Origin of the sequence: Paludibacterium flexuosum, assembly GCF_037076605.1 — a bacterium.
GTDB lineage: Bacteria > Pseudomonadota > Gammaproteobacteria > Burkholderiales > Chromobacteriaceae > Paludibacterium.
Map to the genome: position 1 here is coordinate 261,675 of NZ_AP029060.1, position 24,036 is coordinate 285,710.

Annotated in this window: 23 protein-coding genes; 8 read left to right on the forward strand and 15 right to left on the reverse strand. The window is 62.7% G+C overall.

Annotated features, from left to right (window positions below):
* The first annotated feature begins 20 nt into the window (after positions 1 to 20).
* Positions 21 to 539 (forward strand): hypothetical protein, encoded by a 519-nt coding sequence (locus tag AACH39_RS01170; RefSeq protein ID WP_215776591.1) that lies wholly within the window; start codon positions 21 to 23, stop codon positions 537 to 539.
* Here the strand turns inward: AACH39_RS01170 and AACH39_RS01175 are convergent.
* The 5 genes from AACH39_RS01175 to trxB form a co-directional block, all read right to left on the reverse strand.
* The gene (locus tag AACH39_RS01175; protein ID WP_338620715.1) at positions 511 to 1,335 is read right to left on the reverse strand and encodes an alpha/beta hydrolase; all 825 of its coding nucleotides are present in this window, start codon (positions 1,333 to 1,335) and stop codon (positions 511 to 513) included. The genes AACH39_RS01170 and AACH39_RS01175 overlap by 29 nt on opposite strands.
* Positions 1,332 to 2,735, reverse strand: a complete 1,404-nt coding sequence (locus AACH39_RS01180) for a PhoH family protein (protein ID WP_338620716.1) — start codon at positions 2,733 to 2,735, stop codon at positions 1,332 to 1,334. Before AACH39_RS01180 ends, AACH39_RS01175 begins: the two co-directional genes overlap by 4 nt.
* 96 nt (positions 2,736 to 2,831) lie before the next feature.
* A complete protein-coding gene (locus AACH39_RS01185) occupies positions 2,832 to 3,284 on the reverse strand; it encodes a peroxiredoxin (protein WP_215776584.1) in 453 nt (150 codons plus the stop codon).
* A 102-nt stretch (positions 3,285 to 3,386) separates the two neighbouring features.
* Positions 3,387 to 3,965, reverse strand: coding sequence for a Smr/MutS family protein (locus tag AACH39_RS01190; protein WP_252346053.1), 579 nt, complete (start codon positions 3,963 to 3,965; stop codon positions 3,387 to 3,389).
* 6 nt (positions 3,966 to 3,971) lie between these two features.
* Positions 3,972 to 4,928: a thioredoxin-disulfide reductase gene (gene trxB, locus AACH39_RS01195; protein WP_215776582.1), complete on the reverse strand. Its 957-nt coding sequence runs from the start codon at positions 4,926 to 4,928 to the stop codon at positions 3,972 to 3,974.
* Between the two features lie 120 nt (positions 4,929 to 5,048).
* Here trxB and AACH39_RS01200 point away from each other — a divergent pair, with 120 nt between their 5' ends.
* Positions 5,049 to 5,258, forward strand: a complete 210-nt coding sequence (locus AACH39_RS01200; RefSeq protein ID WP_252346052.1) for a putative motility protein — start codon at positions 5,049 to 5,051, stop codon at positions 5,256 to 5,258.
* Between the two features lie 55 nt (positions 5,259 to 5,313).
* Here AACH39_RS01200 and AACH39_RS01205 read toward each other — a convergent pair whose 3' ends face one another.
* The 7 genes from AACH39_RS01205 to glnE form a co-directional block, all read right to left on the reverse strand.
* Complete coding sequence (locus AACH39_RS01205; RefSeq protein ID WP_215776580.1) at positions 5,314 to 6,120, reverse strand: GNAT family N-acetyltransferase; 807 nt, start codon at positions 6,118 to 6,120, stop codon at positions 5,314 to 5,316.
* Between the two features lie 74 nt (positions 6,121 to 6,194).
* Positions 6,195 to 6,692, reverse strand: coding sequence for a hypothetical protein (locus tag AACH39_RS01210; protein WP_215776577.1), 498 nt, complete (start codon positions 6,690 to 6,692; stop codon positions 6,195 to 6,197).
* 65 nt (positions 6,693 to 6,757) lie between these two features.
* A complete protein-coding gene (locus tag AACH39_RS01215; RefSeq protein ID WP_215776574.1) occupies positions 6,758 to 7,348 on the reverse strand; it encodes a TetR/AcrR family transcriptional regulator in 591 nt (196 codons plus the stop codon).
* Positions 7,341 to 8,384 (reverse strand): lipopolysaccharide heptosyltransferase II, encoded by a 1,044-nt coding sequence (waaF, locus tag AACH39_RS01220; protein WP_215776572.1) that lies wholly within the window; start codon positions 8,382 to 8,384, stop codon positions 7,341 to 7,343. Before waaF ends, AACH39_RS01215 begins: the two co-directional genes overlap by 8 nt.
* A 64-nt stretch (positions 8,385 to 8,448) precedes the next feature.
* Entirely contained in the window at positions 8,449 to 8,652 is a 204-nt protein-coding gene (locus AACH39_RS01225) for a zinc-finger domain-containing protein (RefSeq protein ID WP_215776570.1), read from the reverse strand.
* Positions 8,653 to 8,667: 15 nt separating this feature from the next.
* Positions 8,668 to 9,591, reverse strand: coding sequence for a branched-chain amino acid transaminase (locus AACH39_RS01230; protein ID WP_215776567.1), 924 nt, complete (start codon positions 9,589 to 9,591; stop codon positions 8,668 to 8,670).
* A 64-nt stretch (positions 9,592 to 9,655) separates the two neighbouring features.
* Positions 9,656 to 12,334: a bifunctional [glutamate--ammonia ligase]-adenylyl-L-tyrosine phosphorylase/[glutamate--ammonia-ligase] adenylyltransferase gene (gene glnE, locus AACH39_RS01235; RefSeq protein WP_215776565.1), complete on the reverse strand. Its 2,679-nt coding sequence runs from the start codon at positions 12,332 to 12,334 to the stop codon at positions 9,656 to 9,658.
* Positions 12,335 to 12,450: 116 nt separating this feature from the next.
* Here glnE and AACH39_RS01240 point away from each other — a divergent pair, with 116 nt between their 5' ends.
* The 3 genes from AACH39_RS01240 to tldD are packed head-to-tail and all read left to right on the forward strand — an operon-like array spanning position 12,451 to position 18,538.
* Entirely contained in the window at positions 12,451 to 16,278 is a 3,828-nt protein-coding gene (locus AACH39_RS01240; RefSeq protein WP_338620717.1) for a YhdP family protein, read from the forward strand.
* A complete protein-coding gene (locus AACH39_RS01245) occupies positions 16,275 to 17,084 on the forward strand; it encodes a carbon-nitrogen hydrolase family protein (protein ID WP_338620718.1) in 810 nt (269 codons plus the stop codon). The genes AACH39_RS01240 and AACH39_RS01245 overlap by 4 nt, the downstream gene beginning before the upstream one ends.
* A gap of 11 nt (positions 17,085 to 17,095) precedes the next feature.
* A complete protein-coding gene (gene tldD / locus AACH39_RS01250) occupies positions 17,096 to 18,538 on the forward strand; it encodes a metalloprotease TldD (RefSeq protein WP_215782699.1) in 1,443 nt (480 codons plus the stop codon).
* A gap of 29 nt (positions 18,539 to 18,567) precedes the next feature.
* On the opposite strand, the gene AACH39_RS01255 is transcribed toward tldD, so the two are convergent.
* The 3 genes from AACH39_RS01255 to AACH39_RS01265 form a co-directional block, all read right to left on the reverse strand.
* On the reverse strand, positions 18,568 to 20,127 hold the full coding sequence (locus AACH39_RS01255; RefSeq protein WP_338620719.1) for an EAL domain-containing protein: 1,560 nt from the start codon (positions 20,125 to 20,127) through the stop codon (positions 18,568 to 18,570).
* A 128-nt stretch (positions 20,128 to 20,255) separates the two neighbouring features.
* Entirely contained in the window at positions 20,256 to 20,726 is a 471-nt protein-coding gene (locus AACH39_RS01260) for a nuclear transport factor 2 family protein (protein ID WP_338620720.1), read from the reverse strand.
* On the reverse strand, positions 20,719 to 21,666 hold the full coding sequence (locus AACH39_RS01265; protein ID WP_338620721.1) for a LysR substrate-binding domain-containing protein: 948 nt from the start codon (positions 21,664 to 21,666) through the stop codon (positions 20,719 to 20,721). The genes AACH39_RS01260 and AACH39_RS01265 overlap by 8 nt, the downstream gene beginning before the upstream one ends.
* Before the next feature lie 87 nt (positions 21,667 to 21,753).
* Here AACH39_RS01265 and AACH39_RS01270 point away from each other — a divergent pair, with 87 nt between their 5' ends.
* The 3 genes from AACH39_RS01270 to maiA are packed head-to-tail and all read left to right on the forward strand — an operon-like array spanning position 21,754 to position 24,030.
* On the forward strand, positions 21,754 to 22,305 hold the full coding sequence (locus AACH39_RS01270) for a VOC family protein (protein ID WP_215776551.1): 552 nt from the start codon (positions 21,754 to 21,756) through the stop codon (positions 22,303 to 22,305).
* A 37-nt stretch (positions 22,306 to 22,342) separates the two neighbouring features.
* Positions 22,343 to 23,359 (forward strand): fumarylacetoacetate hydrolase family protein, encoded by a 1,017-nt coding sequence (locus AACH39_RS01275; protein ID WP_215776547.1) that lies wholly within the window; start codon positions 22,343 to 22,345, stop codon positions 23,357 to 23,359.
* A gap of 20 nt (positions 23,360 to 23,379) precedes the next feature.
* Complete coding sequence (maiA, locus tag AACH39_RS01280) at positions 23,380 to 24,030, forward strand: maleylacetoacetate isomerase (protein ID WP_338620722.1); 651 nt, start codon at positions 23,380 to 23,382, stop codon at positions 24,028 to 24,030.
* The last annotated feature ends 6 nt before the right edge of the window (positions 24,031 to 24,036 follow it).

Genomic DNA, 24,036 nt, shown 5'->3' on the forward strand with positions numbered 1-24,036 from the left:
ATAACCTTTGGAGAAATCGTATGAACAAGATTGTATTGTCCGGCCTGATGGCCGCAACGCTGGCCTTGTCGTTGCAGGCAGGGGCGACAGCCACCCCGGTAACGGCCGCAGTGACCGTGTCGGCTACCATGCCGGTGACTTTCAGTGTGACACCGACTGGTGGTTGGGCTGTGACGCTGGGCGCCTATGACCCCAACACCGGCTTGCTGACCTCGGGGACCAATGCGCTGACGTTTACCACCAGTGACACCTCCAAGGGGGTCGAGTGGGCCTGGACCAGCGGCAGCACGCTGACCAAGGGTTCGGATACCATGAACCTGGCTGTCGGCATCAAGATCGGCACGGCGGCCACGACCTACAAGACCACACCGGATGGCACCTGGACCACGATTCCGGCGACCAGCCTGAACTGGAATGGCACCACCCATACTTCGGGTGCCACCATCAATCTGGACATTACGCAGGCGAGTACCGACAGTACCAAACCCGCCGGCAGCTATACCGGCACGGTCAATCTGTCGTTCCGTCAGCAGACCTGACCTGCGGCAGCAAGGTCAGCCAGGCGGCAATGCGTTCGGCGCATTGCCGCCATTTTGTATCCAGCATCAGCATATGGCCGGTGTCTGGCAGGATTTCTGCGCTGACGCCGAAGTGGCCGGCGGTGGCGACGACATCATCGGCATGGATCAGCTGGTCTCCGGCGCCGCCCAGCACCAGGGCAGGTGTGGGCAGGGGGCGGCCGATGGCCAGCGGGTTGACCAGGGTCATGTCGATCAGGGCACGCTGGCTTTCCTGCTGGCTGTGGCGGATCAGCCATTCGATGTCTTCATCCGGGGTGGACGGCGAGAACAGCAAGGCGCGCAGTTCGTCGTAGTCGGGGTTGTACTGACCGTGCTGGTAAAGGTTGAGCTTGATGAACAGCCCCGGTGCATTGCTCAACAGGCGCAGGCTGGAGCCGGCCAGGCCGGCCGGTGGCACCGAGGCCAGCAGGACAGCGCCGGGCAGGGAGGTGTGACGCAGGTATTGCTGCAGGACAAAGCCGCCCATGGAGTGGGCGATCACCACGGGCTGTTGCCGGATCTGACGGATGGCACTGGCCAGATTCTTGCGATAGTCCTCAATGCTGACTGCGGCCAGATAATGGCGACCTTCGCTCTGGCCGTGGCCTTCCAGGCTCAGCGCCCAGCAGTCGTAGCCCTGGCTGGCGAACCACGGCAGGAAGTGCGGCTGCCAGGCCCAGGCACCGCAAAAGGCACCATGCAAAAACAACAGGGGGGGCGCTTGGCGCGCCTCCCCGGTTGCCGGCTGGTGGATCAGTTCAAGTCTGGGGGTCACAGGACTTCGGCCGCGTGATCTGCCAGGCGCGAACGTTCTCCGCGTTGCAGTGTGATGTGGCCGGAGTGCTCCCATCCTTTGAAGCGGTCGACCACATAGGTCAGACCCGAGCTGCCCTCGGTCAGGTAGGGGGTGTCGATCTGCGAGATGTTGCCGAGACAGACCACCTTGGTACCGGGGCCCGCCCGGGTGATCAGGGTCTTCATCTGCTTCGGCGTCAGGTTCTGCGCTTCGTCGATGATCAGGTACTTATTGAGGAAGGTGCGCCCGCGCATGAAATTCAGGCTCTTGACCTTGATGCGCGAACGGATCAGGTCGCGCGTGGCGGCACGGCCCCAGTCGCCGCCATCGTCATCGGTTTTGTTGAGCACATCGAGGTTGTCCTCCAGTGCGCCCATCCACGGGGCCATCTTTTCTTCTTCGGTCCCCGGCAGAAAGCCGATGTCTTCGCCCACCGGCACGGTGACGCGGGTCATGATGATTTCGCTGTAGATTTTCTGTTCCAGCGTCATGGCCAGTCCGGCTGCCAGGGTCAGCAGGGTTTTACCGGTACCGGCCTGCCCCAGCAGCGTGATGAAGTCGATCTCCGGATTCATCAGCAGATTGAGGGCGAAGTTCTGTTCGCGGTTGCGCGCGGTAATGCCCCAGACGTTGTTCTTGCTGTGCGAGTAGTCTTTGAGCGTTTCCAGCACGGCATCTTTGCCGGACAGGCTCAGGACCCTGGCCTGCAGTGGCGATTCGCCCTCCTGCCACAGCATCTGATTGCAATGCAGAGAGGCAGTATCCGGTCCGCGCAGCTGGTAATAGCTGCGGCCCTTGTCCTGCCAGGACTTCAGGTCCTTGCCGTTGCGTTCCCAGAAGCTGGTGTCAATTTCGCGGGTGCCGGTATAGAGGATGTCGGTATCCTCCAGCACCTTGTCATTGAAGTAATCTTCGGCGGCCAGGCCGAGGGCATGCGCCTTGATGCGCATGTTGATGTCTTTGGACACCAGGATCACCGGACGATCCGGGAACTGGTCACGCAAGGCCGAGACGATGCCGAGGATCTGGTTGTCGGCCTTGCCTACCGGCAGGGAGTCGGGCAGGACGCCGCGGATGGCCTGGGCCTGCAGGAACAGTTTGCCGGTGGCAGCGTTCTTGCTCGGGCCTTTCAGTTCGATGCCGGCGGCAATGTCGGCATCGTTGCTGCTGACGATTTCATCCAGGAAGCGGCTGGCCTGACGACCGTTGCGGGCCACTTCGGACATGCCCTTCTTGTGTTCGTCCAGTTCTTCCAGGGTGATAATCGGGATGAAAACATCGTGTTCTTCGAAGCGGAACAGGCAGGTGGGATCGTGCAGCAGTACGTTGGTATCAAGAACGAACAGTTTGCTGATCTTGTTTTTCTTGCGGCTTGCCATGATGGATATCCCCTTTGACTTGTTGGTCCTGGCGGCACCGTCCCGAGCCTGCTGACGGCGCCCGCCATCGGGCACTGCCTGTGAAACTGCCAATCCTTACAGTGATTCGACGATGGCCAGCACCTCCTCCGCATGGCCGGGTACCTTGACGCCACGCCATTCGCGCACCACCCGACCGTCGGCACCGATGACGAAGGTGCTGCGCTCGATGCCCAGCACCTTTTTGCCATACATGTTCTTGCTTTTGATGACATCAAACAGTTTGCACACGGTTTCTTCGCTGTCCGACAGCAGCTCGAATGGCAGCGAGTATTTGCTCTTGAAGTTTTCGTGCGACTTCAGGCTGTCACGCGAGATGCCGACGACTTCGGCGCCCTTGGCCTGGAAGGCCGGGTAAAGGTCGCGGAAGGCCATGCTCTCGTTGGTGCAGCCTGGGGTGTTGTCCTTGGGGTAGAAGTAGATCACCAGGGGGCGTGGGGCGTCCGCCAGCGTGAAGGTCTTGCCGGAGGTGGCCGGCAGGGTGAAGTCAGGGCAAAGCTCGTCTTGCATGGAAGCTCCAGTGGAATCAGTGGTTGTCTGCAACGTTATCGTCGTTATGTTACGTGTTCCCTGTGCCGTTGCTTAAGATTAGCATGAACTTGGGGTAGGAAATCAATCGGTCATACGTTTAAGCAATACCAACAGGGCGCCGCCTTCGTGACTTTCACTCCAGGCCAGAACTTCCGGGTGGTGAGAGAGCCAGGTACGGGTCATGCGTTTCAAGACCGGTTCGCCGCTGGAACCGATGCCGCGGCCATGAATGATGCGCACACAATTGCCGAGGCGCCTTGCCTGATGCAAAAAAATGGCCAGGCGATCCTGCGCCTGATAGCGGTCGTAGCCATGCAGGTCCAGCTCGGCACAGACCGGCCAGTGCAGTGCTCGCAGTTTTTTCAGGGTATTGCCCTGCATGCCGGCGCGCACAAACTGGTTGTCGCTGTGTGCCGGTTCGAACCAGCCGACAGGATGTGGGTGCAGTCTGTCGCTGTGAGCGCGGGCGCGTTTGCGTGGGTGCGGGCTGGGGCGGGGCGGGGCGAAGTGGACACGGCCATCATCGGCAAGCGGGGTGACGTCGCACAACTGGCTTTTGAAGTCGATGTCGGGCGGCTCGACCGGCTTGGCCGGCCTGGCCGGTACCTCGGGTACCGGCCGGCGCGGCAAGGCGCGCAATTTATCCTTGAGCGACTTCAAGCGGGTTTACTTCAGTTGGTCGAGGTAGCGCTCGGCGTCCAGGGCAGCCTGGCAGCCGGAGGCGGCGCTGGTGACGGCCTGGCGGTAGATATGGTCCTGCACGTCGCCGGCTGCGAAAACGCCTGCAATGCTGGTGGCGGTGGCATTGCCCTGGTTGCCGCCCTTGGTGATCAGGTAGCCGGTGGCATCCATTTCCAACTGACCCTTGAAAATCTCGGTGTTCGGCTGATGGCCAATGGCAATAAAGACGCCGCTCAGACTCAAGTCTTCGGTCTTTCCGTCGATAACAGACTTGATGCGGGCACCGGTGACGCCGCTTTGGTCACCCAGCACCTCATCCAGGACGGCATGCAGTTTGAGGCTGATCTTGCCTTCGGCGACACGCTCGTTGAGCTTGTCGATCATGATTTTTTCGGCGCGGAAGCTGTCGCGGCGGTGGATCAGGGTCACATGGCGCGCGATGTTGGCCAGGTACAGCGCTTCTTCAACGGCAGTATTGCCGCCGCCGACCACGGCGACGTCCTGATTGCGATAGAAGAAACCATCGCAGGTGGCGCAGCCGGATACGCCCTTGCCCATAAAGGCTTCTTCCGACGGCAGGCCGAGGTATTTGGCTGAAGCACCGGTGGCGATGATCAGTGCGTCGCAGGTGTAGCTGCCGGCATCACCCTCGAGGCGGATCGGTTTTTCGTTCAGATGGGTGGTGTGAATGTGGTCGAAAATGATCTCGGTGCCAAAACGTTCGGCATGACGCTGGAAGCGGGCCATCAGTTCCGGTCCCTGAACGCCGTCGGCGTCAGCCGGCCAGTTGTCCACTTCGGTGGTGGTCATCAGCTGACCGCCCTGTGCCATGCCGGTGATCATCACCGGTTGCAGGTTGGCGCGGGCTGCGTAAACAGCGGCGGTGTAGCCGGCCGGGCCGGAACCGAGGATCAGAAGGCGGCTGTGGCGGGATTGGCTCATCGTGGTTTTCCTGTTGCAGTTTTATGTGGATCAAGTGCATTTTAGCAGCTCTGCCATGACAACTGGCAAACCGCCATCTACACTTGGCATGACAGTTTTGGGTTTATAGGAGATTGGGGCATGAACATCGCCAGTCAAGTATCAAATATCGGCTCGGATAGCAGTGGTGTGGGCCAGGCAGCGCAGATCTCTGTGCTCAACAAGGCCAAGAACATCGACGCCAGTACCGTTTTGCCCTTGCTCGACTCTGCCGTGCAGTCGTCGCAGCAGATCCAGGCGACCACGGTCAATCCGGCTCATCTGGGGCAGAACGTCGACGTTCACGCCTGACCATCCTGCACGCTTTGACTAGAAAACCGGCGCCCGTGGGCGCCGGTTTCTTTTTTTACGCCGGCTGGCTCTCGACGGCGGCCTGCATGGCTTCGATTGGTAAAAACAGCTGTTTGTAGGCCGCCGGGGAATCCACGAAGCCGCAGCCCTGATAAAAGCGGGCGACCTGTTCGTTGAGGGGCTGAGTCAGCAGGGCCGTCACGCCGGCCTGCTGGTTGATGGCCAGCACATGCCGGATGGCCTGGGCCAGCAGCGCGTGGCCCAGGCCCTGATGCTGGTAGAGTTTGTCGACTGCCAGTCGGGTCAGGATGGCCACCGGCAGCGGGAAGTGGTCGCGATCGGCGATCTGCTGGCCGTGACCGGGGAATTCGCGCGAATCGATCTGCCCGACGCTCAAGCTGAAATACGCGACAACGCGTTGCTGGACGCAGACCACGAAGGTCTTGGCCGAATGGTTGCGTTGTGCCTGCCAGGCCCGATGGGCCAGCCAGTCATTCATGGCAATTTTGTCGCAGTCGAAGGCATGGGTATCGTGCTGTAGCTGCAGCTCGGACGGCGGCAGCAGCGCTGAGTGACTTTGCCAGGGCGGGGTTTGTGCCATCAGGTGGCAGAGGCTGGCCGATGGTGGCTGCGGACGCTGGCGCAAGGCGATCAGTTGCTGCCGTTCATGGCCGCGGACATAGAACTGGCACTGGTCCAGGACGGTGCGTTCGGCAGCCGCGCAGGCGCTGTCGTGCAGAAAGGCGCTCAGGGTTTTGCCGCAGAGGTCGGCGGCACGGCGCAGCAGGATGTCCTGCTCATGGCTGAGTTCGATGTGATGTTGTACGGATTTTTGAAACCAGCCGAATGGACGCAAGGGCATGATGGCTGTCCCATGGCAATTTCAGTGCTTGCATGGTAGATCAGCCGGCCGGACGACTCAATCCTGCGGCGGATTCAGGCCTTGGTATTGACGTGGGTGTTGCTGTCGGAGGGCAACAGCAGGGTCTGGGCGGTCTGGTATTGCTGGATGGCCGTGGGCGGCGGCGGATTGGGGGCGCGGCTGTTCTGGGCCTGGCTGTTGGCCTGCTGCGCCTGTTGGATCTGCGCTTGTTGCTGGCGTGCCTCGGCCTGACGGTTGGTCTGCTGTGCGGCCTGTTGGCGTGCCTGCTCGGCCTGGGTGACCTGTGTGCGCTGTTGCTGGCTTTGTGCCGCCTGACTGGCCTGGGCGCTGGCCAATTGCTGCTGCAGTTCGGCCTGGACCCGCGCGGTTTGCTGGTTGTATTGCGGCTGCAGTGACGGCGCAGCGGCGGCCTGACCGGCCTGATTGGCTGCGCCGGCCTGATTCTGCTGGCGAACCTGGCGGGTCTGTTCTGCCTGTTGTGTCTGCTGTGCCTGCAGTACCGGCACATTGGTGGCGGCACTGGAGGGCAGGCGGACGATGGTGCTGCTCATGCCTGACTCCAAGGGGACTTTCTGTCAGTTTAGCGCATGCGCGGCCGAAAATCACATCAAAATCATCAGCTTGCCGGTTTTTCGTGCAAGACCTGTGCCAGCATGTGTTCAGCCAGCTGATCCACGCTCAGTTCGCCATCCGGGCGGAACCATTGCACGGTCCAGTGCAGGCTGCCCAGCAGGGTGCGTCGCAGCAGCCGGGTGTCGCCGCTGATCATGCCGGCAGCAGCGGCCTCGTCCAGCGTATCCTGCCACAGCGCCTCATAGCGGTCGCGCAGCCGGATCAGCTCCGGGCGGGCGGCTTCACTGACGCTGCGCCATTCGTACAGCATGACCTCCAGCGCCGCCTGGTTTTCGCCCAGCAGCGAGTTGAGGTGGACATGGAACAGTGCCGCCAGTCTGGCGCGCAGATTGCCGGCCTGGGCCAGAGCGGCCTGCAGTTGTTCGGTGGTACGGGTAATGCCCAGCGCCATGACCGCGACCAGAATCTCTTCCTTGTTGCGGAAATGGTAGAACAGGCTGCCGGATTGCATGCCGACGGCGTTGCCGAGGTCGCGGACGGTGGTGCGTTCGTAGCCCTGATCGCGGAACAGGCTGGCGGCGGCGAGCACCAGTTCCATGCGACGGTTGTTGTGGTCGGTGGCGTGATTATTCATGACTGGCGTCGGCAGCGGGGCTCAGGTCGGGCAGCAGGCGGGTCGCCGCATGCCAGACTTGCTCGGGAGCCAGCTTCTCCAGGCAATCGGTATGGCCGAACGGGCAGGTGCGCTCGAAGCACGGGCTGCATTCCAGGCTGAGCGACACGATTTCCGCGCGTTCGGACAGCGGCGGGGTGAAGTCGGGACTGGAGGAGCCGTACAGGGCCACCAGCGGAATGTCGAGTGCTGCAGCGACATGCATCAGGCCGGAGTCATTGCACACGGCAATGTTGGCCAGGCCGATGAGATCGATGGCCTGATCGAGGCCGGTCTTGCCGCACAGGTTGACCGCCAGACCATGCGACAGGCGGCTGATGTCATTGCCGATCTCGGCATCCTTGTTCGAGCCAAACAGCCAGACATGGAAACCGGCGGCAGCGAAGCGTTCGGCCAGTTTTGCAAAGTGCCGGGCCGGCCAGCGTTTGGCGGGTCCATACTCGGCGCCGGGACAGAAGGCCACCACCGGACGGTCGGCCGTCAGACCGAGTTCGGCCAGTGTCGCCTGTTGTCGGGCCGGATCGGCAATCAGCTGCGGATGCGGAATCGGACGCGACAGCGGCTGCCCCTTGCTGGGGGCCAGGGCGCAGAAGCGCTCGACCATCATCGGCAGGCTGTTTTCGTCCAGCTCGCGCCAGTCGTTCAGCACGCCGTAGCGTGATTCGCCGATGAAGCCGGTACGGCAGGGAATGCCGGCAAACAGGGGGATCAGGGCCGACTTCAGCGAATTGGGCAGGACGATGGCCTGATCGAACTTCAGCCGTGCCAGTCGCCGCGCGACCTTCCAGCGGGCCAGCAGGTTCAGCGCGCCATGGCCGAAGGGGTTGAGGTGTGCCTGCGAGACTTCCGGCATGCGGGCCAGGAGCGGCAAGGTCCACTGGGGTGCAAAGACATGCAGCTCGATGTCACCGTACAACTGATGCAAACGGCGATACAGCGGCTGGGCCATGACACTGTCGCCCACCCAGGAGGGCGCGATGACCAGGATTTTTTTCATTCGGCTTGAATTCAATTAAAAAAGGGTGCGGCCAGGCAGCACCCTTTGCGACGTCGTGACGGCCTTAGTGGTGCGCACCCGGTTTGCCACCTTGCAGCTGGTAGCGGGTCGAGCAGTACGGGCATTGTGCTGCGCCATGCTCGTCCAGCGACAGATAGACGCGCGGATGGGCATTCCACTTCAGCATGTCGGGCATCGGACAGGCCAGCGGCAGATCGCTGGCCGTGATGTCGATATGGCGTGCGGTATTGGCTTTGAGTTCGGACATCAGGTATTTCCTTGCTTATTTCACGTAAGTCAGCCATTCGGCGTGGCTGTCATCCAGACCCTTGACGCTGTCGAAGAAGCGTCGCTGGATCTCGGTGGTAATCGGGCCGCGGCGACCTTCGCCGATCTGCCGGTTGTCCAGTTCGCGGATCGGGGTGACCTCGGCGGCGGTGCCGGTGAAGAAGGCCTCTTCGGCACTGTAGACCTCGTCGCGCGTCAGGCGTTTTTCGATGATCTGCAGCCCCATTTCCTCGGCGATCTGCATCACGGTATCACGGGTGATGCCTTCCAGTGCCGATGTCAGATCGGGAGTATACAGCTTGCCCTTGCGAACGATGAAGACGTTTTCGCCGGAACCTTCCGCCACATAGCCCTCGACATCCAGCAGCAGTGCCTCGTCATAGCCGTCGCGGGTGGCTTCGGTATTGGCCAGGATCGAGTTCATGTAGTTGCCGTTGGCCTTGGCCTTGCACATGGTGATGTTCACATGGTGGCGGGTGAAGGACGAGGTCTTGACGCGGATGCCTTTCTCCAGGCCATCGGCGCCCAGGTAGGCGCCCCACGGCCAGGCGGCCACGATGACCTGAACGTCGTCGGTGGGCGGGGCGACACCCAGCTTGCCGGAGCCGTAGAAGGCCATCGGACGGAAATAGCAGGAGGACAGCTTGTTGGCCTTGACCACCTCATGGTGGGCCTGATTGATCTGCTCCTTGGTGAAGGGCATCTTCATGCCGAGGATGTGCGCCGAGCGGAACAGGCGGTCGGTATGGTCCTGCAGGCGGAAGATGGCCGGGCCGCGCGGGGTTTCGTAGGCGCGCACCCCTTCGAATACGCCCATGCCATAGTGCAGGGTATGGGTCAGCACGTGGGTGGTGGCGCTGCGCCAGTCGACCAGTTCGCCGTTGTACCAGATAAAGCCGTCTCGTTCAGCCATCGACATGATGAGTTTCTCCGTTTGTCCGTTTTAATGTTTTGAGATTATAGCGTTGCCACGGCCACGCCAGTCAGTCTGTACCAAACAGATATTGCCATAGCGCCCGGGCCTGACGGTAGTGTTCTTCCAGTTCCGGCGTGACTTCGCAACGCCGCAGCTCGTTCAGGCGTGCCGCATGCTGCAGTTTTCGGCAGTAGCGATAGGTCTGTCGGGCGGCCTCGGCCAGCTCGCCCGGAATCAGCCCGGCTCGGGCGGCCACGGCCAGCAGGGCGATGGTGCCGGTATTGGCGCACAGCTCGGGCAACTGACCGGCATGGGCCAGAATCAGGTACTGCACGATGAATTCGATGTCCACCAGCCCGCCGCGTGCATGCTTGACGTCGGCCGGTTCGGCCGGGTGGGTCTCCAGCATGCGCTGGCGCATGTTGCGCACCTCGTCCGCCAGCAGCGCCGGATCGCGCGGCGCGGCGAGAATCGCCTGGCGCGCCCGATCGAAGCGCTGTCCCAGCTGCTCGTCGCCGGCAACGAAGCGCGCCCGACTCAGTGCCTGGTGCTCCCAGACCCAGGCCTGCTTCTCCTGATAGTTCTCGAAGGCCTGTACCGTGCTGACCAGCAAACCGCTGGAGCCGTTGGGACGCAGGCGCAGGTCGATGTCGTAGAGCCCGCCGGCGGCCGTGGTGCTGGTCAGCCAGGTGACCATCTTGCGGGCCAGTCGCGAGTACAGCTCCGGGGCGTCGGGGTGCGGGTCGTCGAACAGGAAGATCACATCCAGGTCGGAGGCGTAGCCCAGCTCCTTGCCGCCGAGCTTGCCGTAGCCGATGACCGCGAAGCAGGGGATATCGGTATGGCGTGCCGCAATGTCCAGCCAGGCATGACGCAAGGTCGCGTCGAGGATCAGGTCGGCCAGCCGGGACAGTTCGTCAGACAGGGCCTCGACGGTCCACATGCCGGCCAGATCCTGGGCAACCAGGCGGAAGGCCTGGGCGTGTTGCACATGGCGCAGGGTGTCCATCTTGGCTTCGACATCGCCCTGGCAATCAATCAACTGCTGCTCCAGCTGGGCGGCGATGGCCGGCCAGTCCGGCGTGCCGTACAGCACGCGGGCATCCAGCAACTCGTCCAGCAGGATGGGGTGACGGGTCAGATAGGTGGATACCCAGGCGCTGGCCGATGACAGCGAGGCCAGTCGTTGCAGCGTCTGCGGATATTCCGTCAACAGAGCCAGATAGGGCGCACGACGGCTGATGGCCTCCAGCAGGGTCAGGACGCGCGACAAGGTGGCATCCGGATTGGGAAAATGGCCGGAAACCTCCACCAGCGGGGGAATCAGTGCATCGAATTTCTTGCGGTTGGCCAGTGCCATCTGCTGATAGCGCTGACTGGTGGACAGGCCGTGCAACAGGCGGGCGACGTCCTGCGCCTGCTGATAGCCGAGGGCTGCCAGCTGCGGGCTGATGTCACCTTCCCCGATATCACGCCACAGCGCGGTCAGCGGATGGTCGGGTGCCGCCTCGGTCGGCAGGAAAAACACTTGTTCGAAGTGCCGCGTGACATGGCGGCGGTGCTCGGTCAGTGCCGACAGAAAGGCATCGGTGCTGGAAAAGTTCATGGCACTGGCCAGATTTTCCAGTGCCTGAGGTTGTTCCGGCAGGGTCTGGGTCTGCTGGTCGTCGACATATTGCAGCCGGTGTTCGAGATTGCGCAGGAAGGTATAGGCCTGCATCAGCTCGTCGATGGCCTGCGGTTCCTGCAGACGCAGTACCGCCAGGCGTTGCAGTGTCTCCCGGGTGCCAAACAGCTGCAGGCTTTTTTCACGCCCGCCGCGAATCAACTGAAAGACCTGGGCGATGAATTCAATTTCGCGAATGCCGCCCGGGCCGAGCTTGATGTTGTCGGCCAGGTCGCGTCGTGCCACTTCGCGCCGGATCTGGCTCGACAGTTCGCGCATGGCGCCATAGGCGTTGTAATCGAGGTATTTGCGGTAGACGAAGGGACGGACCAGCTCGGACAGGCCTTCGGCATCTCCGGTCAGGGCGCGGGCCTTGATCCAGGCGTAGCGCTCCCACTCCCGCCCCTGGGTCAGCAGGTAGTTTTCCAGTGCGCTGAAGCTCATGGCCAGCGGCCCCGAGTCGCCGTACGGGCGCAGACGCATGTCGACACGGAACACCTGGCCATCGGCGGTGACATCGTTGAGCAGTGCGATCAGCTTCTTGCCTGCCTGGCAGAAATACTCGTGATTGCTGATGCTGCGGCTGCCATCGGTCTGGCCGTTTTCCGGATAGATGAAAATCAGGTCGATATCGCTGGAGGCATTCAGCTCGCGCCCGCCCAGCTTGCCCATGCCGATGACGATCAATTGCTGCGGGGTGCCGGTATCCTCGCCGATTGGCTGGCCGTACTGTGCCAGGGCCTGGCAGGCGACCGGCAGCGCGGTACGGACGGCAAACTCGGCCAGGGTGCTGATGCTGGAGACAATTTCGTCCAGTTCGGCCAGCCCGCCGACATCGCGGGTGATCAGGCGTGCCATCACGGCACGGCGCAGGGCGCGCAGGGCCGGCGCGAGGGCGTCGGGGCTGTCGAGTGCCGTCCAGTCGGTGAACGACTGCATCTGCTGCAGGGAGAAGGGCTGGTCAAGCTCCCGCTCCAGTCGCTCGCGTTCCTCCGGGTGTGCCTGCAAGACGCGCGCCAGATAGCCGGAATAGGCGATGGCCCGGGTGATGGCACTGGCACGAATGGCGTTTGATGGCATAATGTCTCCGCGCTATAGAAGATGCATGGATTTCTCCGGGTGCGTGGTGTTTGCGGCCTGAACGCCGGTGCCGGAAAATCCTTGCGGTCGCCCTCCATTGTACTGGTTTGTCTCCCTTGAAAAAGCTCATTGGCTTGTTGCGTCACCTGCCGGTCATTCGCACCCTGAAATGGGGGCTGAGGCTTTCGGCTTGGCTGCTGGGTCTGGCGCTGCTGGCCGTGGCGGCGGGCTTCCTGTTTTTTACTTACCAGGTTCTGCCGAATCTCGACCGCTATCGTCATGCGCTGGAGCAGCAATCGGCTCAGGTGCTGGGGCGCCAGGTGCACATCGCCCGGTTGTCCGGAAGCTGGGACGGGATTGCGCCGCGCTTTGAGCTGCGGGCCCTGTCCATTGACGATCCGCACGGCAATCCGCTCACGCTCGACCGCATCGTGGTGGTGCCCTCCTGGAAAAGCCTGCTGGCATTTGAGCCGCGCATGGCGCTTATCCAGATCACCTCACCCTCGCTGGATATCCGCCGGGGTCATGACGGCAGGTTCTATCTGAATGGCTTCCCGCTTTCGGGCAACAAGCCGCGTGCTGCCGGCGCGGCCAATCCCGGCGATTTGTTGCTGCGCCAGAGCCGTATCCTGATCAGCGGTGCACGCATTGCCTGGCAGGATGAATACCTCGGCCTGCCCAGGCTGACTCTGGCCCGGGGGCGACTGGAGCTCACCAGCGGGCTGTTGTCGCATGAGCTGCGCCTGTCCGGCCGGCCTCCGGCCGCCGTCGGCGACAGTTTCGAGTTGAGCGGCAACTGGCGCGGGGATCATCTGGACGAGTGGTCGCAGTGGCGTGGCAGTGTATCGGCCAGTCTGCAAGGGGCCCGGGTATCACCCTGGAGCCGCTATCTGCAGAACTTTGGTCTGCTCAGTCGCGGCGAAGGGGATGGCTCGATCGAGCTCGCCTTTGCCGGTGGCCGCATCAACAGCCTGCAGGCCGACGTCAAGGTGCGCAATGCCGCCTATACCTTGCCCGGCGCTTCCGAACTGACCCTGCCCGCGCTGGGCGGGCACCTGCAGCTGGAGCGCAATGGCGAGGTCTATCAGATCAATGCCACGCATTTGTCGCTGCTCGGTGCCAACGGGCCGGTGTTTGAAGACTCCAGCATCAATGGTTACTGGGATACCGGCGCCCCGGGCGGCGGCGAGCTGCATGTCGACAACGTCAATCTGGCGGCCCTGCAGCCCTTCCTGCGTGCGCTGGGGATTGACCGCAATCCGCTGCTGGCCCGCTTTGCCCCGGCGGGCCAGCTGAAGAATCTCTCGGTCAGCTGGCAGGGCCGGATCGATGCCCCGACGCGCTACCGCTTCGAGTCCTCCTTTACCCGTCTGGCCTGGCAGCCCTTTGGCGAAGTGCCTGGCGTGACCGGGGTCAAAGGCTCGGTCAGCTTCGACCAGACAGGCGGCAAACTGCGGGTCGACCATGCCGAAACCGTGACCATGCCGCACATTTTTCCGCTGCCGCTGCGTTTTGGCTCGCTGGCGGCCGATGTGGGCTGGCGCAGCAGCGGGCAGGGCATCGATGTGCGCTTCGATCGCCTGCAGTTCGCCAATGATGATCTGCAGGGCAGTGTCACCGGCAGCTACCGCAACACCGGTTCGGGTGCCGGCCAGATCGACCTGACCGGCCAGATCGGTCAGGTCTCGGCGGTACGGGTCGCGGATTACCTGCCTTACCAGGCCGGTACCGATACCCTCAAGTGGCTGCGTGCCGCCCTCAAGGCCGGCACGCTGGAAAGCGCCCAGCTGCGTCTGCGCGGCAATCTGGATCAGTTCCCCTTCAAGGGCGGGCAGGGCGGCGAGTTCCTGGTACAGGGCAATGTGCGTCATGCTTCGCTGAAGTTCGATCCCGCCTGGCCGGTGCTGGAAGGGTTTGATGCCGCCCTGTTGTTCAAGAATGAGCGCATGGACATCCGCTCTGCCCAGGTGACGACGCTGGGCAATCGCCTCAATCAGGTGCAGGTGTCGATCCCCGATCTGTCCGCCCAGGACATTCATCTGGAGATCCAGGGCCAGTCATCCGGTCCGTTGGCCGATATGTTGCGCTATACCGCGCACAGCCCGGTCGATGGCTGGTTGTCCGGTTTCCTGGGCAAGACCCATGCCAGTGGCGCGGCAGCCTTGCGCCTGCAGTTGTCGATTCCGCTCAGTGGCAACAACGGACCGAAGGTCAACGGCCAGCTGCAACTGATGAACAATCAGCTGGCGCTGACGGCCTTGCCCCTGCCGCCGCTGCAGGCGGCCACCGGCACGCTGGCCTTCAATGAGCGGGGGGTGGCGACTTCCGGCATTCATTTCAATGCCTTCGGCGGCCCCTTCCTGCTGCGCGCCAATACCGATGCCAATGCGCGCATGCATTTCAGTGTCGACGGACAGGCCGACAGCCATCAGGTGCTGGCACAGTATGTCGATTTTCTGGCACCGCACATCACGGGTAGCTCGCACTATCAGGCGCGATTTACCTTGCACAATGGTCTGGAGTCACTGCAGGTCGGCTCGGATCTGCGCGGCACCCAGCTGTCGGCCCCGGCGCCACTGGCCAAGGCTGCCGGCGATGCCTTGCCGTTCAATCTGACCATGCTGCCGGCACGACAGCCGGCCAATGGCATGAGGCTGGATTTTTCCGCCGGCAGCCAGATCGCAGGCCGGGTGCGCTTCGATGCCGAAGGCAATGCCCTGGGCACCGAAGTGGTTGTCGGTCGCCTGCTGGGCGAGCAGCCGGCGCCGGGCATCCATGTCAAGGTGGCCCTGCCGGTGGTTGATGCCCAGGCCTGGACCAACTGGGCCCTGGCCGGGGTGCCGGCCCAGTCGCAGAGCCAGGCCATGCCTCCGCTGTATATCGAACTGGCTTCGCCGGAAATCCACTGGGGCGCCCTGGCGATTCACAAGGCATCGCTCTGGTTGGGGCACAGTCCGGGGGACGCGCGCTGGCATGCCATGGTGGACGCGGCGGAAGCCAAGGGCGAAGTGGACTACGACCCGAACGGCAATGGCAGCATTCGTGCCCGCCTGCCGCTGCTGGTGCTCAATCCGGCCTGGCGCGGCGGGAGCGGTGGCAGCGGCCCGGCCAGCCTGCCGGCGATGGATATCCACGTCAGCAAACTGGTATTCAAGGGAAACACCCTCGGCAGCCTGCAGCTCAATGCCCGCTACCTGGCTCGCGACTGGCTGCTGGATGATGTCAGCCTGACCCTGCCGGAAGGGACGCTCAGCGGCAGTGCGCGCGTACTGGATGCCGGGCGGGTCGAGACCCGCTTCAAGGGGCAGGCGACCGATGTCGGCAAGCTGCTGAGCCGTTTCGGCGAGGGGGATACTTTTAACAAGGGGCATGGCAGCCTGTCCGGCAGCTTGTCATGGCCGGGGGGATTGTCCGACTTCAATCCGGCGGCCCTCAGTGGCCAGGTCAGCATCAGTCTGGCCGATGGCCGTTTTGCCAAGGTTGATCCGGGCGTGGCCCGCCTGCTGGGGGTGCTGAGTCTGCAGTCCCTGCCGCGCCGCATCCATCTGGACTTCACCGATGTCTTCAGCGAAGGCTTCGCCTTCGACTCATTGCGGGGTGACGCCGCGATCAATCAGGGTATATTTAAATCGGATAATCTGATCATGAAGGGCCCGGGTGCCGACGTCAGTATCAATGGCGAAGTCAACCTGGGGGCCGAAACGCAGAAGCTGCTGGTGCATGTCGAACCGCACTTGTCCGAGGGGGTGGCGCTGGCAACCGGCGCCGCCCTGATCAACCCGGTGGTCGGTGTGGCGGCCCTGGCGGCACAAAAGGTGCTGCGTGATCCGGTCAGCAAGATCTTCTCGGTGGATTACAGTGTCAGTGGCACCTTCACCGACCCGGTGGTGACGCGGCTCAAGTCCGCCACCTTGACCAATACCTTGCGAAAGCTTCAACCATGAAATCCAAATTTCTCGTGGCTGCGGTGCAAATGGTGTCCGGCACCGACTGGCATCGCAATCTGCGCGATGCCGAGCGGCTTGTGGCCGAGGCGGCCGGACGTGGCGCCAGCCTGGTGGTGTTGCCGGAATACTTTTGCCTGATGGGGGCACGCGATCAGGACAAGGTGGCGCTGGCCGAGGTGCCGGGTGAAGGCGTGCTGCAGCAGGCGCTCGCCGATATGGCGCGCTGCCACAAGATCTGGCTGGTTGGCGGGACGGTGCCGCTGGCGTCGGGCGAGGCGGGCAAGGTGTATAACACCAGCTGGGTGTTTGATCCTGCCGGCATGGCGGCAGCCCGCTATGACAAGATTCATTTGTTCGATTTTACCGGTCAGGGCGAGAGCTACTGCGAGTCGAATACCATCCGTCCCGGCAGCCTGCCGGTCAAATGTCGTACCGAGTTTTGCGAACTGGCCCTGGGGATCTGTTACGATCTGCGCTTCCCCGAGTTGTTCCGCCAGTTGGCTCCCTTTGATGTGCTGGTGTTGCCGGCGGCCTTCACGGCGGTAACCGGTCAGGCGCACTGGGAGGTTCTGCTGCGCGCGCGCGCCATCGAAAACCAGTGCTATGTGATTGCCTCTGCCCAGGGCGGTCAACACGAGAATGGCCGTGCCACCCATGGTCATTCGATGATCATCGATCCCTGGGGGCGCATCCTGGCCGAATTGCCGCAAGGCGAAGGCGTGGTGCTGGCCGAGATCGACGCCAACATGATTCAATCTGTCCGCTCGCGTCTGCCAGCCCTGGCACACCGGGTACTGAAATGAAAGAAGCTGACATGCAAGAAGCCTTTGCCGCTGCCGAACAGTTGCTGCTGACCCCCAGCGGCCTGGACGAGGCCACCCTGGAATCTGCCTTTGCCCGTCTGGCGCGTCGTGATATCGACTACGCCGACCTGTATTTCGAATACATCCGCAACGAAGGCTGGAGCCTGGAAGAGGGTATCGTCAAATCCGGCAGCTTCAATATCGAGCAGGGCGTGGGTATCCGTGCCGTCAGTGGCGACAAGACGGCCTTTGCCTACTCCGACGAGATCAGCGGTGCCGCCCTGGCCCGTGCCATTGATGCCGTGCGTGCCATCGGCAGCAATGAGGGGCATTTGCCGGTGTCGGTGCCGCAGCGTCGCCAGCCCGAGGCGCTGTATCCGGCCATCGACCCCTGCGCCAGCCTGGAGGCGGCCGCCAAGGTGGCGTTGCTGGAAAAAGTGGAAAAACTGGCACGCGCCATGGATCCGCGCGTCATTCAGGTCATGGCGGGCCTGGCGGCCGAATACGATGTCATTTATCTGGCTCGCCACGATGGTGTTCGTGCCGCGGATGTGCGTCCGCTGGTGCGCCTGTCGGTCTATGTGATTGCCGAGCAGAACGGTCGGCGCGAACAGGGTTCCAGCGGAGGCGGCGGCCGCTACGACCTGTCCGGCTTTACCGATGAAGTGGTCGAGCGCTTCGTCCGTCAGGCTGTCAATCAGGCGCTGACCAATCTCGACTCCCGCCCGGCCCCGGCTGGTCAGATGACTGTGGTGCTCGGGCCGGGCTGGCCTGGCGTGCTGCTGCATGAGGCCATCGGCCATGGCCTGGAAGGGGACTTCAACCGCAAGGGCACTTCGGCCTTCAGTGGCCGCATCGGCGAGCGGGTGGCAGCCAAAGGCGTGACCGTGGTGGATGACGGTACCCTGAGCGGTCGTCGCGGCTCGCTGGCCATCGACGACGAAGGTAATCCGACCCAGTGCACCACCCTGATTGAGGACGGCATCCTCAAGGGGTATATGCAGGATGCCATGAATGCCCGTCTGATGAAGGTAGCCCCGACCGGCAACGGCCGGCGTGAGTCCTATGCCAGCATTCCGATGCCGCGCATGACCAATACTTACATGCTGGGCGGCAGCCATGATCCGCAAGAAATCATTGCCTCGGTCAAGGATGGCCTGTATGCCGTCAACTTCGGTGGCGGTCAGGTGGACATCACCAGCGGCAAGTTCGTCTTCTCTGCATCGGAAGCCTGGCGCATCGAAAACGGCAAACTGACCTATCCGGTCAAGGGGGCCACGCTGATTGGCAATGGTCCGGACGTGCTGCAGTATGTCTCCATGATCGGCAATGACCTGGCGCTGGATCAGGGGGTGGGCGTCTGCGGCAAGGAAGGTCAGAGCGTGCCGGTGGGGGTCGGACAGCCGACCTTGCGCATCGATGGTGGTCTGACGGTTGGCGGCACCGGCGAGTGAGATGACGGGCCTGCCTTCTCCGGCTGGCCTTATCCTGCCTGCAGACCGCAGATCGAGGCGATCGGCTGGGGTCTGGCAAACAGAAAGCCCTGCTGGCAGTCGACACCGATCTGCCACAGATAATCCGCCTGCTCCTGCTGTTCCACTCCCTCGGCGACCACGGTCAGCTCAAGCTGCCGCGCCAGCGTCATGATGCCTTCGATGATGGTGCGGTCCTTCTCTCCCTGCGGTAGCGCGTCGATGAAGCTTTTGTCGATTTTCAGATAGTCGAACGGAAACTGGCGCAGGTAGGCCAGTGAGCTGTGCCCAATACCGAAGTCGTCAATCGCTACACCAATGCCCTCGGCCCGCCAGCTGGCCATGATCTGCCGGGCATGCTGCGGATCCTGGATCAGACCTTCTTCCGTCACTTCAATCACCAGGCTGTGTCCGGCCTGGCGCAAATGGTGCTGAAACTGGCGGATGGCCGCCAGCATCTCCTGTTCGAGCAATTGCTGCGGGCTGAGGTTGATGGCCAGCCGACTGCCGCGGGGAAAGCCGGCCTGACGCAAATCGCGCTCTACTTGCTGCATGACCTGGATCATCATCGGCGACAGCCAGCCCAGTGCCTCGACCTGCGCGATAAATGCTCCCGGCATCAGCAAACCCTTCTGAGGGTGCTGCCAGCGCACCAGCACTTCAAAGGCGCTCTCGCCCTTGCGGCAGCGGATGGCCTGGTAATACGGCACGAATTGCCGGCCGCGGATGGCGGTCAGGATGGCCCGCCGGAAGAAATAGCCGGGACTGTAACGGCGCCACAATATCCAGGCCGAGCCGAGCATGAAGAGCGCGATGCCACACAGAGCGAGCGGCAGATACAGGCGGGCCAGTCGCCAGACCAGAGCCGGGCTGTAGCGGGCGCTGACCTGCAGGCCGGGCTGCAGGTCTGAGTGTTGGCGAACCTCGAGTGGCGCATTGGCAGGCTGGCTGTCCCACTGTATGGTTCCCTGCCGATTTTCCAGGCGCAGCCCTGACAGGGTGATGCCGATTTCATCAATCATTTCGCCACGCATCACCTTGAGCAGATCTTCCAGCATGTTGGCATGCATGACCCCGATGAGGGCCTGACCATTGGCCATCGGCCGGTAGAGCACCATGCCGTGCTGGCTGGTCAGCGGCAGTTGCCGGCGCCAGAGCAACTGTGCCCTTGCCGGATCGGCTCGGCCGATCAGGGCGGACAGCGGCACGGCGGCGGGGGCGGGCGTTGTCCAGGCAGAGGCACAGAGGATAAGGCCATGTTCGCGGTCAGCAAGATAGATGGCATTGAGCGAGGTGGCCTTGGCCGCCAGTTGCTGCAGCGCTGGCAAGGCCTGTTGGCAGGACTGGGTCAGCAGCGGCTGACTGCGCGTCAGATTGAGCTCGGCGCGCCGCAGCGCATTTTCAACAATCTGCAGGGTTTTGTTGACACCAACGCCGGTCAGTACACGTGCCTCATGGTCGGCACGGGACCAGAGCAGGGACAGCATCAAGGTGGCGAACAGCAAGTTGAGAGTGATGAAGCTCAGCAGACGCAGTCGTTGGCTTGGGCCAAACAGGGGGGAGGCAGTCATGGGCAACAGCAAACGATCAACGTCCTCGTGAAGGCGGGCAGAATGAACCATCCTGCCAGACAATAGGACACGAGGTCAATAAGATGTTTGGTTAAATAATGCCAATATCTTTTAGTTATTGTATTAAATCAAAACCTGCTTTCCTGCGGCGGGCCCTCGCTCAGGCCCGGAACCCTGAACAGACGGCGCAGCCAGCGTACCGGCACACCGATCAGCGGCAGCTTCTGCAGCAATTCCTCGGCAGCATCCCAATAGTCGCGATGCCATACCACCGTCCCGGCGGCATCGAAGCGCAGATGGCTGCCACCATGAATGTGATAGTCGCGGCCACGGATGCGGCAATGGAAATCCCAGGTGACAAAGGCCTGCCGGCCGTCCAGCAGGCGATCGGCAATGACGAAGCGAGCCGACTCGCTGCTGTCGAACATGTGCTGGAACAGCCGCCGCAGATCGCTGCGCCCGTTGACACGATTGAACGGATCCTGAAATTGCACTTGCTCGGCGTAGAAGTGATCGATCAGCGGCAGCGTCTGCGGTGATAAACGACCAAACCAGTCGAGCAGCGCATCGAGGCGGTCAGAAAAGGCGGGCTCAGACATGGTGTGGCTCCTCAGGCGCTGTGCCGTGAACGGGCAGGGCAAAACGGGGGTGGGCGAGATACTGGCGCAGGAAGTCGTTGAACTGGCGGGCCGCCGGCGAGGCGGCGCGCTCCTTGCGGGTGTAAACGAAGAACCGTCTGGTGACTTCGGGCTCGATCAGCGGGCGCATCACCAGGCCATGCAAAGACACCATGCTGGCTGCGTAGGCCATGCAACTGGTGACCCCCAGTCCGGCACTGACCATCGACAAGGCCGTCGACATGAAGCTGACCTCGGTGCCCGGCGTCAGTGCCTGGTCGCGGAATACGGCATGCAACTCCCCCGACAGCCGTTCGGTAAACTCGCCGCGCAGCGAGATGAAGGGCTGCGCCAGCAAGTCACGCCAGCGTACCCGGTCTTCCCGTGCCAGCGGATGGCTGGCCGGACAGACCGCCATGAAGGGCAGGTCAAAAAGCAGTGAGGCCTGAATATCCGAATTCTGCGTTCGTTCCGGGCCGATGCCGAGATCGGCCTCGCCGGAGAAGACCGCGGTCATGATGTTCTCTACCACGCAGTCGACCAGGCGCACCTGGATCCCTGGGTGGTGCGCCGAGAAAGCCGCCATGACTTCGGGCAGGAAAGTGGCTGCCATCAGTTGCGGGGCCGCAATGCTGACCGAGCCGGTCTTGAGTGTGCGCAGATTGCTGGCTTCCTCCAGTACGCCATCCAGATCCAGCAGAATCTTGTCGACACGCGGGTACAGGCTGCGCCCCACCTCGGACAGCTGGATGCGGCGCGTGGTACGGTCGAACAGTCGCAGGCCGAGACTGTTTTCCAGCTCCTTGATCAGGCCGCTCAGCGCCGATTGCGTGACAAACAGCTTGTCGGCGGCCAGCGTGAAGCTGCCGCTGCGGGCGACAGCGACAAAGGCCCGCAATTGGCGAAGCGAGATGCTCATCATGAAATCTGATAAATATATTAAATAATACGGTTTGTACAATAAATCTGCCTGGGCTTCAATAACAGCATCCGTCCGGAGGACTTCGCGATGCAGATCCGCAAGATTCATCATGTGGCCTACCGCTGCCACAACGCCAAACAAACCGTCGAATGGTACGGCAAGTACCTCGACATGCGCTTCATTCTGGCGATCGCCGAAGACAAGGTGCCGTCCACCGGAGAGCCCGATCCCTATATGCATGTGTTCCTGGATGCCGGCAATGGTAATGTGCTGGCGTTTTTCGAGCTGCCGACCCGGCCGCCGATGGGGCGCGACCCCAATACCCCTGCCTGGACCCAGCATCTGGCGCTGGAGGTCGGCACCATGGAAGACCTGCTGCAAACCAAGGCCCGGCTTGAGGCAGACGGGATCGAGGTGGTCGGGCCCACCGACCATACCCTGTTCCAGTCGATCTATTTCTTCGACCCCAATGGCCATCGGCTGGAGCTGGCCTGCAATACCGCCACCAGCGACATGAACCGGCGCCTGGATGAGGTCAAGTGGGCGATGCTGGAGGAATGGGATCGTACCAAACAGGCCCCGCAACACGCGCGCTGGATGCACGATGGCAGCCATGCCCGCCGGCACGACGAGCCTTGAGCGCGCCGGCCATTGAACCAGACAGGAAAGGAATCCGATGAAGTTGGCTTCTCTCAAGCAAGGCGGCCGCGATGGCACCCTGGTGGTGGTCAGTCGTGATCTGCAGCACTGTGTGACCGTGCCGCAGATCGCCGCCACCCTGCAATCGGCGCTGGACCGCTGGGACAGTGTGGCCGGTCAGCTGGCCGAAGTCTCCGCGGCGCTCAATCGCGGCGAACTGGCCGAGGCCCGGCCCTTCGATGCCGCTGCCTGCCACTCCCCGCTGCCGCGCGCCTACCAGTGGGCCGATGGCTCGGCCTATGTCAACCATGTCGAGCTGGTACGCCGCGCGCGCAACGCCGAATTGCCGCCGTCGTTCTGGACCGACCCGCTGATGTACCAGGGCGGATCGGATGCTTTCGTCGGCCCGCGCGACCCGATCTACGCCCGCTCGGAAGACTGGGGGATCGACCTGGAGGCCGAAGTGGCGGTCGTTACCGGTGATGTGCGCATGGGCGCCAGTGAAGCCGAGAGCGCCGCCGCCATTCGCCTGCTGATGCTGGTCAACGATGTGTCGCTGCGTCATCTGATTCCCGGCGAGCTGGCCAAGGGCTTTGGCTTCTTCCAGTCCAAGCCGGCCTCAGCCTTTAGTCCGGTCGCCGTCACCCCGGACGAGCTGGGTGAATCCTGGCGCGATGGCAAGCTGCACCGACCCATGACCGTCCATGTCAACGGTGCCCTGTTCGGCCAGCCGGATGCCGGGGTCGACATGACCTTCAATTTCCCGCAGCTGATCGCCCATGCGGCCAAAACCCGCGAGCTGACTGCCGGGTCGATCATCGGTTCGGGTACCGTCTCCAACAAGCAGGACGGTCTGCACGGCTCTTCGATTGCGCACGGCGGGGTCGGCTATTGTTGCCTGGCGGAGCTTCGCATGTACGAAACCATCGAGAGCGGGCAGGCGCACACCCCCTTCCTGCGCTTTGGTGACACGGTGCGCATCGAGATGCTCGATACTGCCGGACACAGTCTGTTCGGTGCCATCGAACAGCGTGTGGCTCCCTATCCGGATTGATCTGCCCCCAGGAGGCGACCGTGCAGCTCTATACCTACTTTCGCAGCTCTGCCGCCTGGCGTGTGCGCATCGCACTCAATCTGAAGCAACTGCCCTGGCAGGCGCTGCCGGTGCATTTGCTGCGCGATGGCGGGCAGCAGCATCAGGCGGCCTTTCGCGCCATCAATCCGGCGGGCACCGTGCCGACGCTGGTGACCGATGACGGCCTGTTGATCCGGCAGTCACTGGCCATCATCGACTATCTGGATGAGGTGTATCCAAACCCGCCACTGCTGCCGGCCGATCCGGCCGGTCGGGCACGGGTGCGCGCCCTGGCGCTGCAGATCGCCTGCGACATCCATCCGCTCAACAATCTGCGCGTGCTGCAATATCTCGAGCAGGTACTGGGCCAGGACAAGCCGGCCCGTGACCAGTGGTACCGCCATTGGGTCGCTGCAGGTCTGCAGGCGCTGGAAGCCCTGCTGAGCGCAGAGCCGGTCGGCGGCCGGTTCTGTCATGGCGATCAGCCTGGCATGGCCGATTGCTGCCTGGTGCCTCAGCTGTTCAATGCCCGCCGTTTTGACGTGCCGCTGGACGGCTACCCGCGTCTGCTGGCCATCGAAGCCGCCTGCCTGCCGCTGCCGGCTTTCATCGCGGCGCATCCGGCGCAACAGGCCGACGCCGAGTCCTGATGTTGT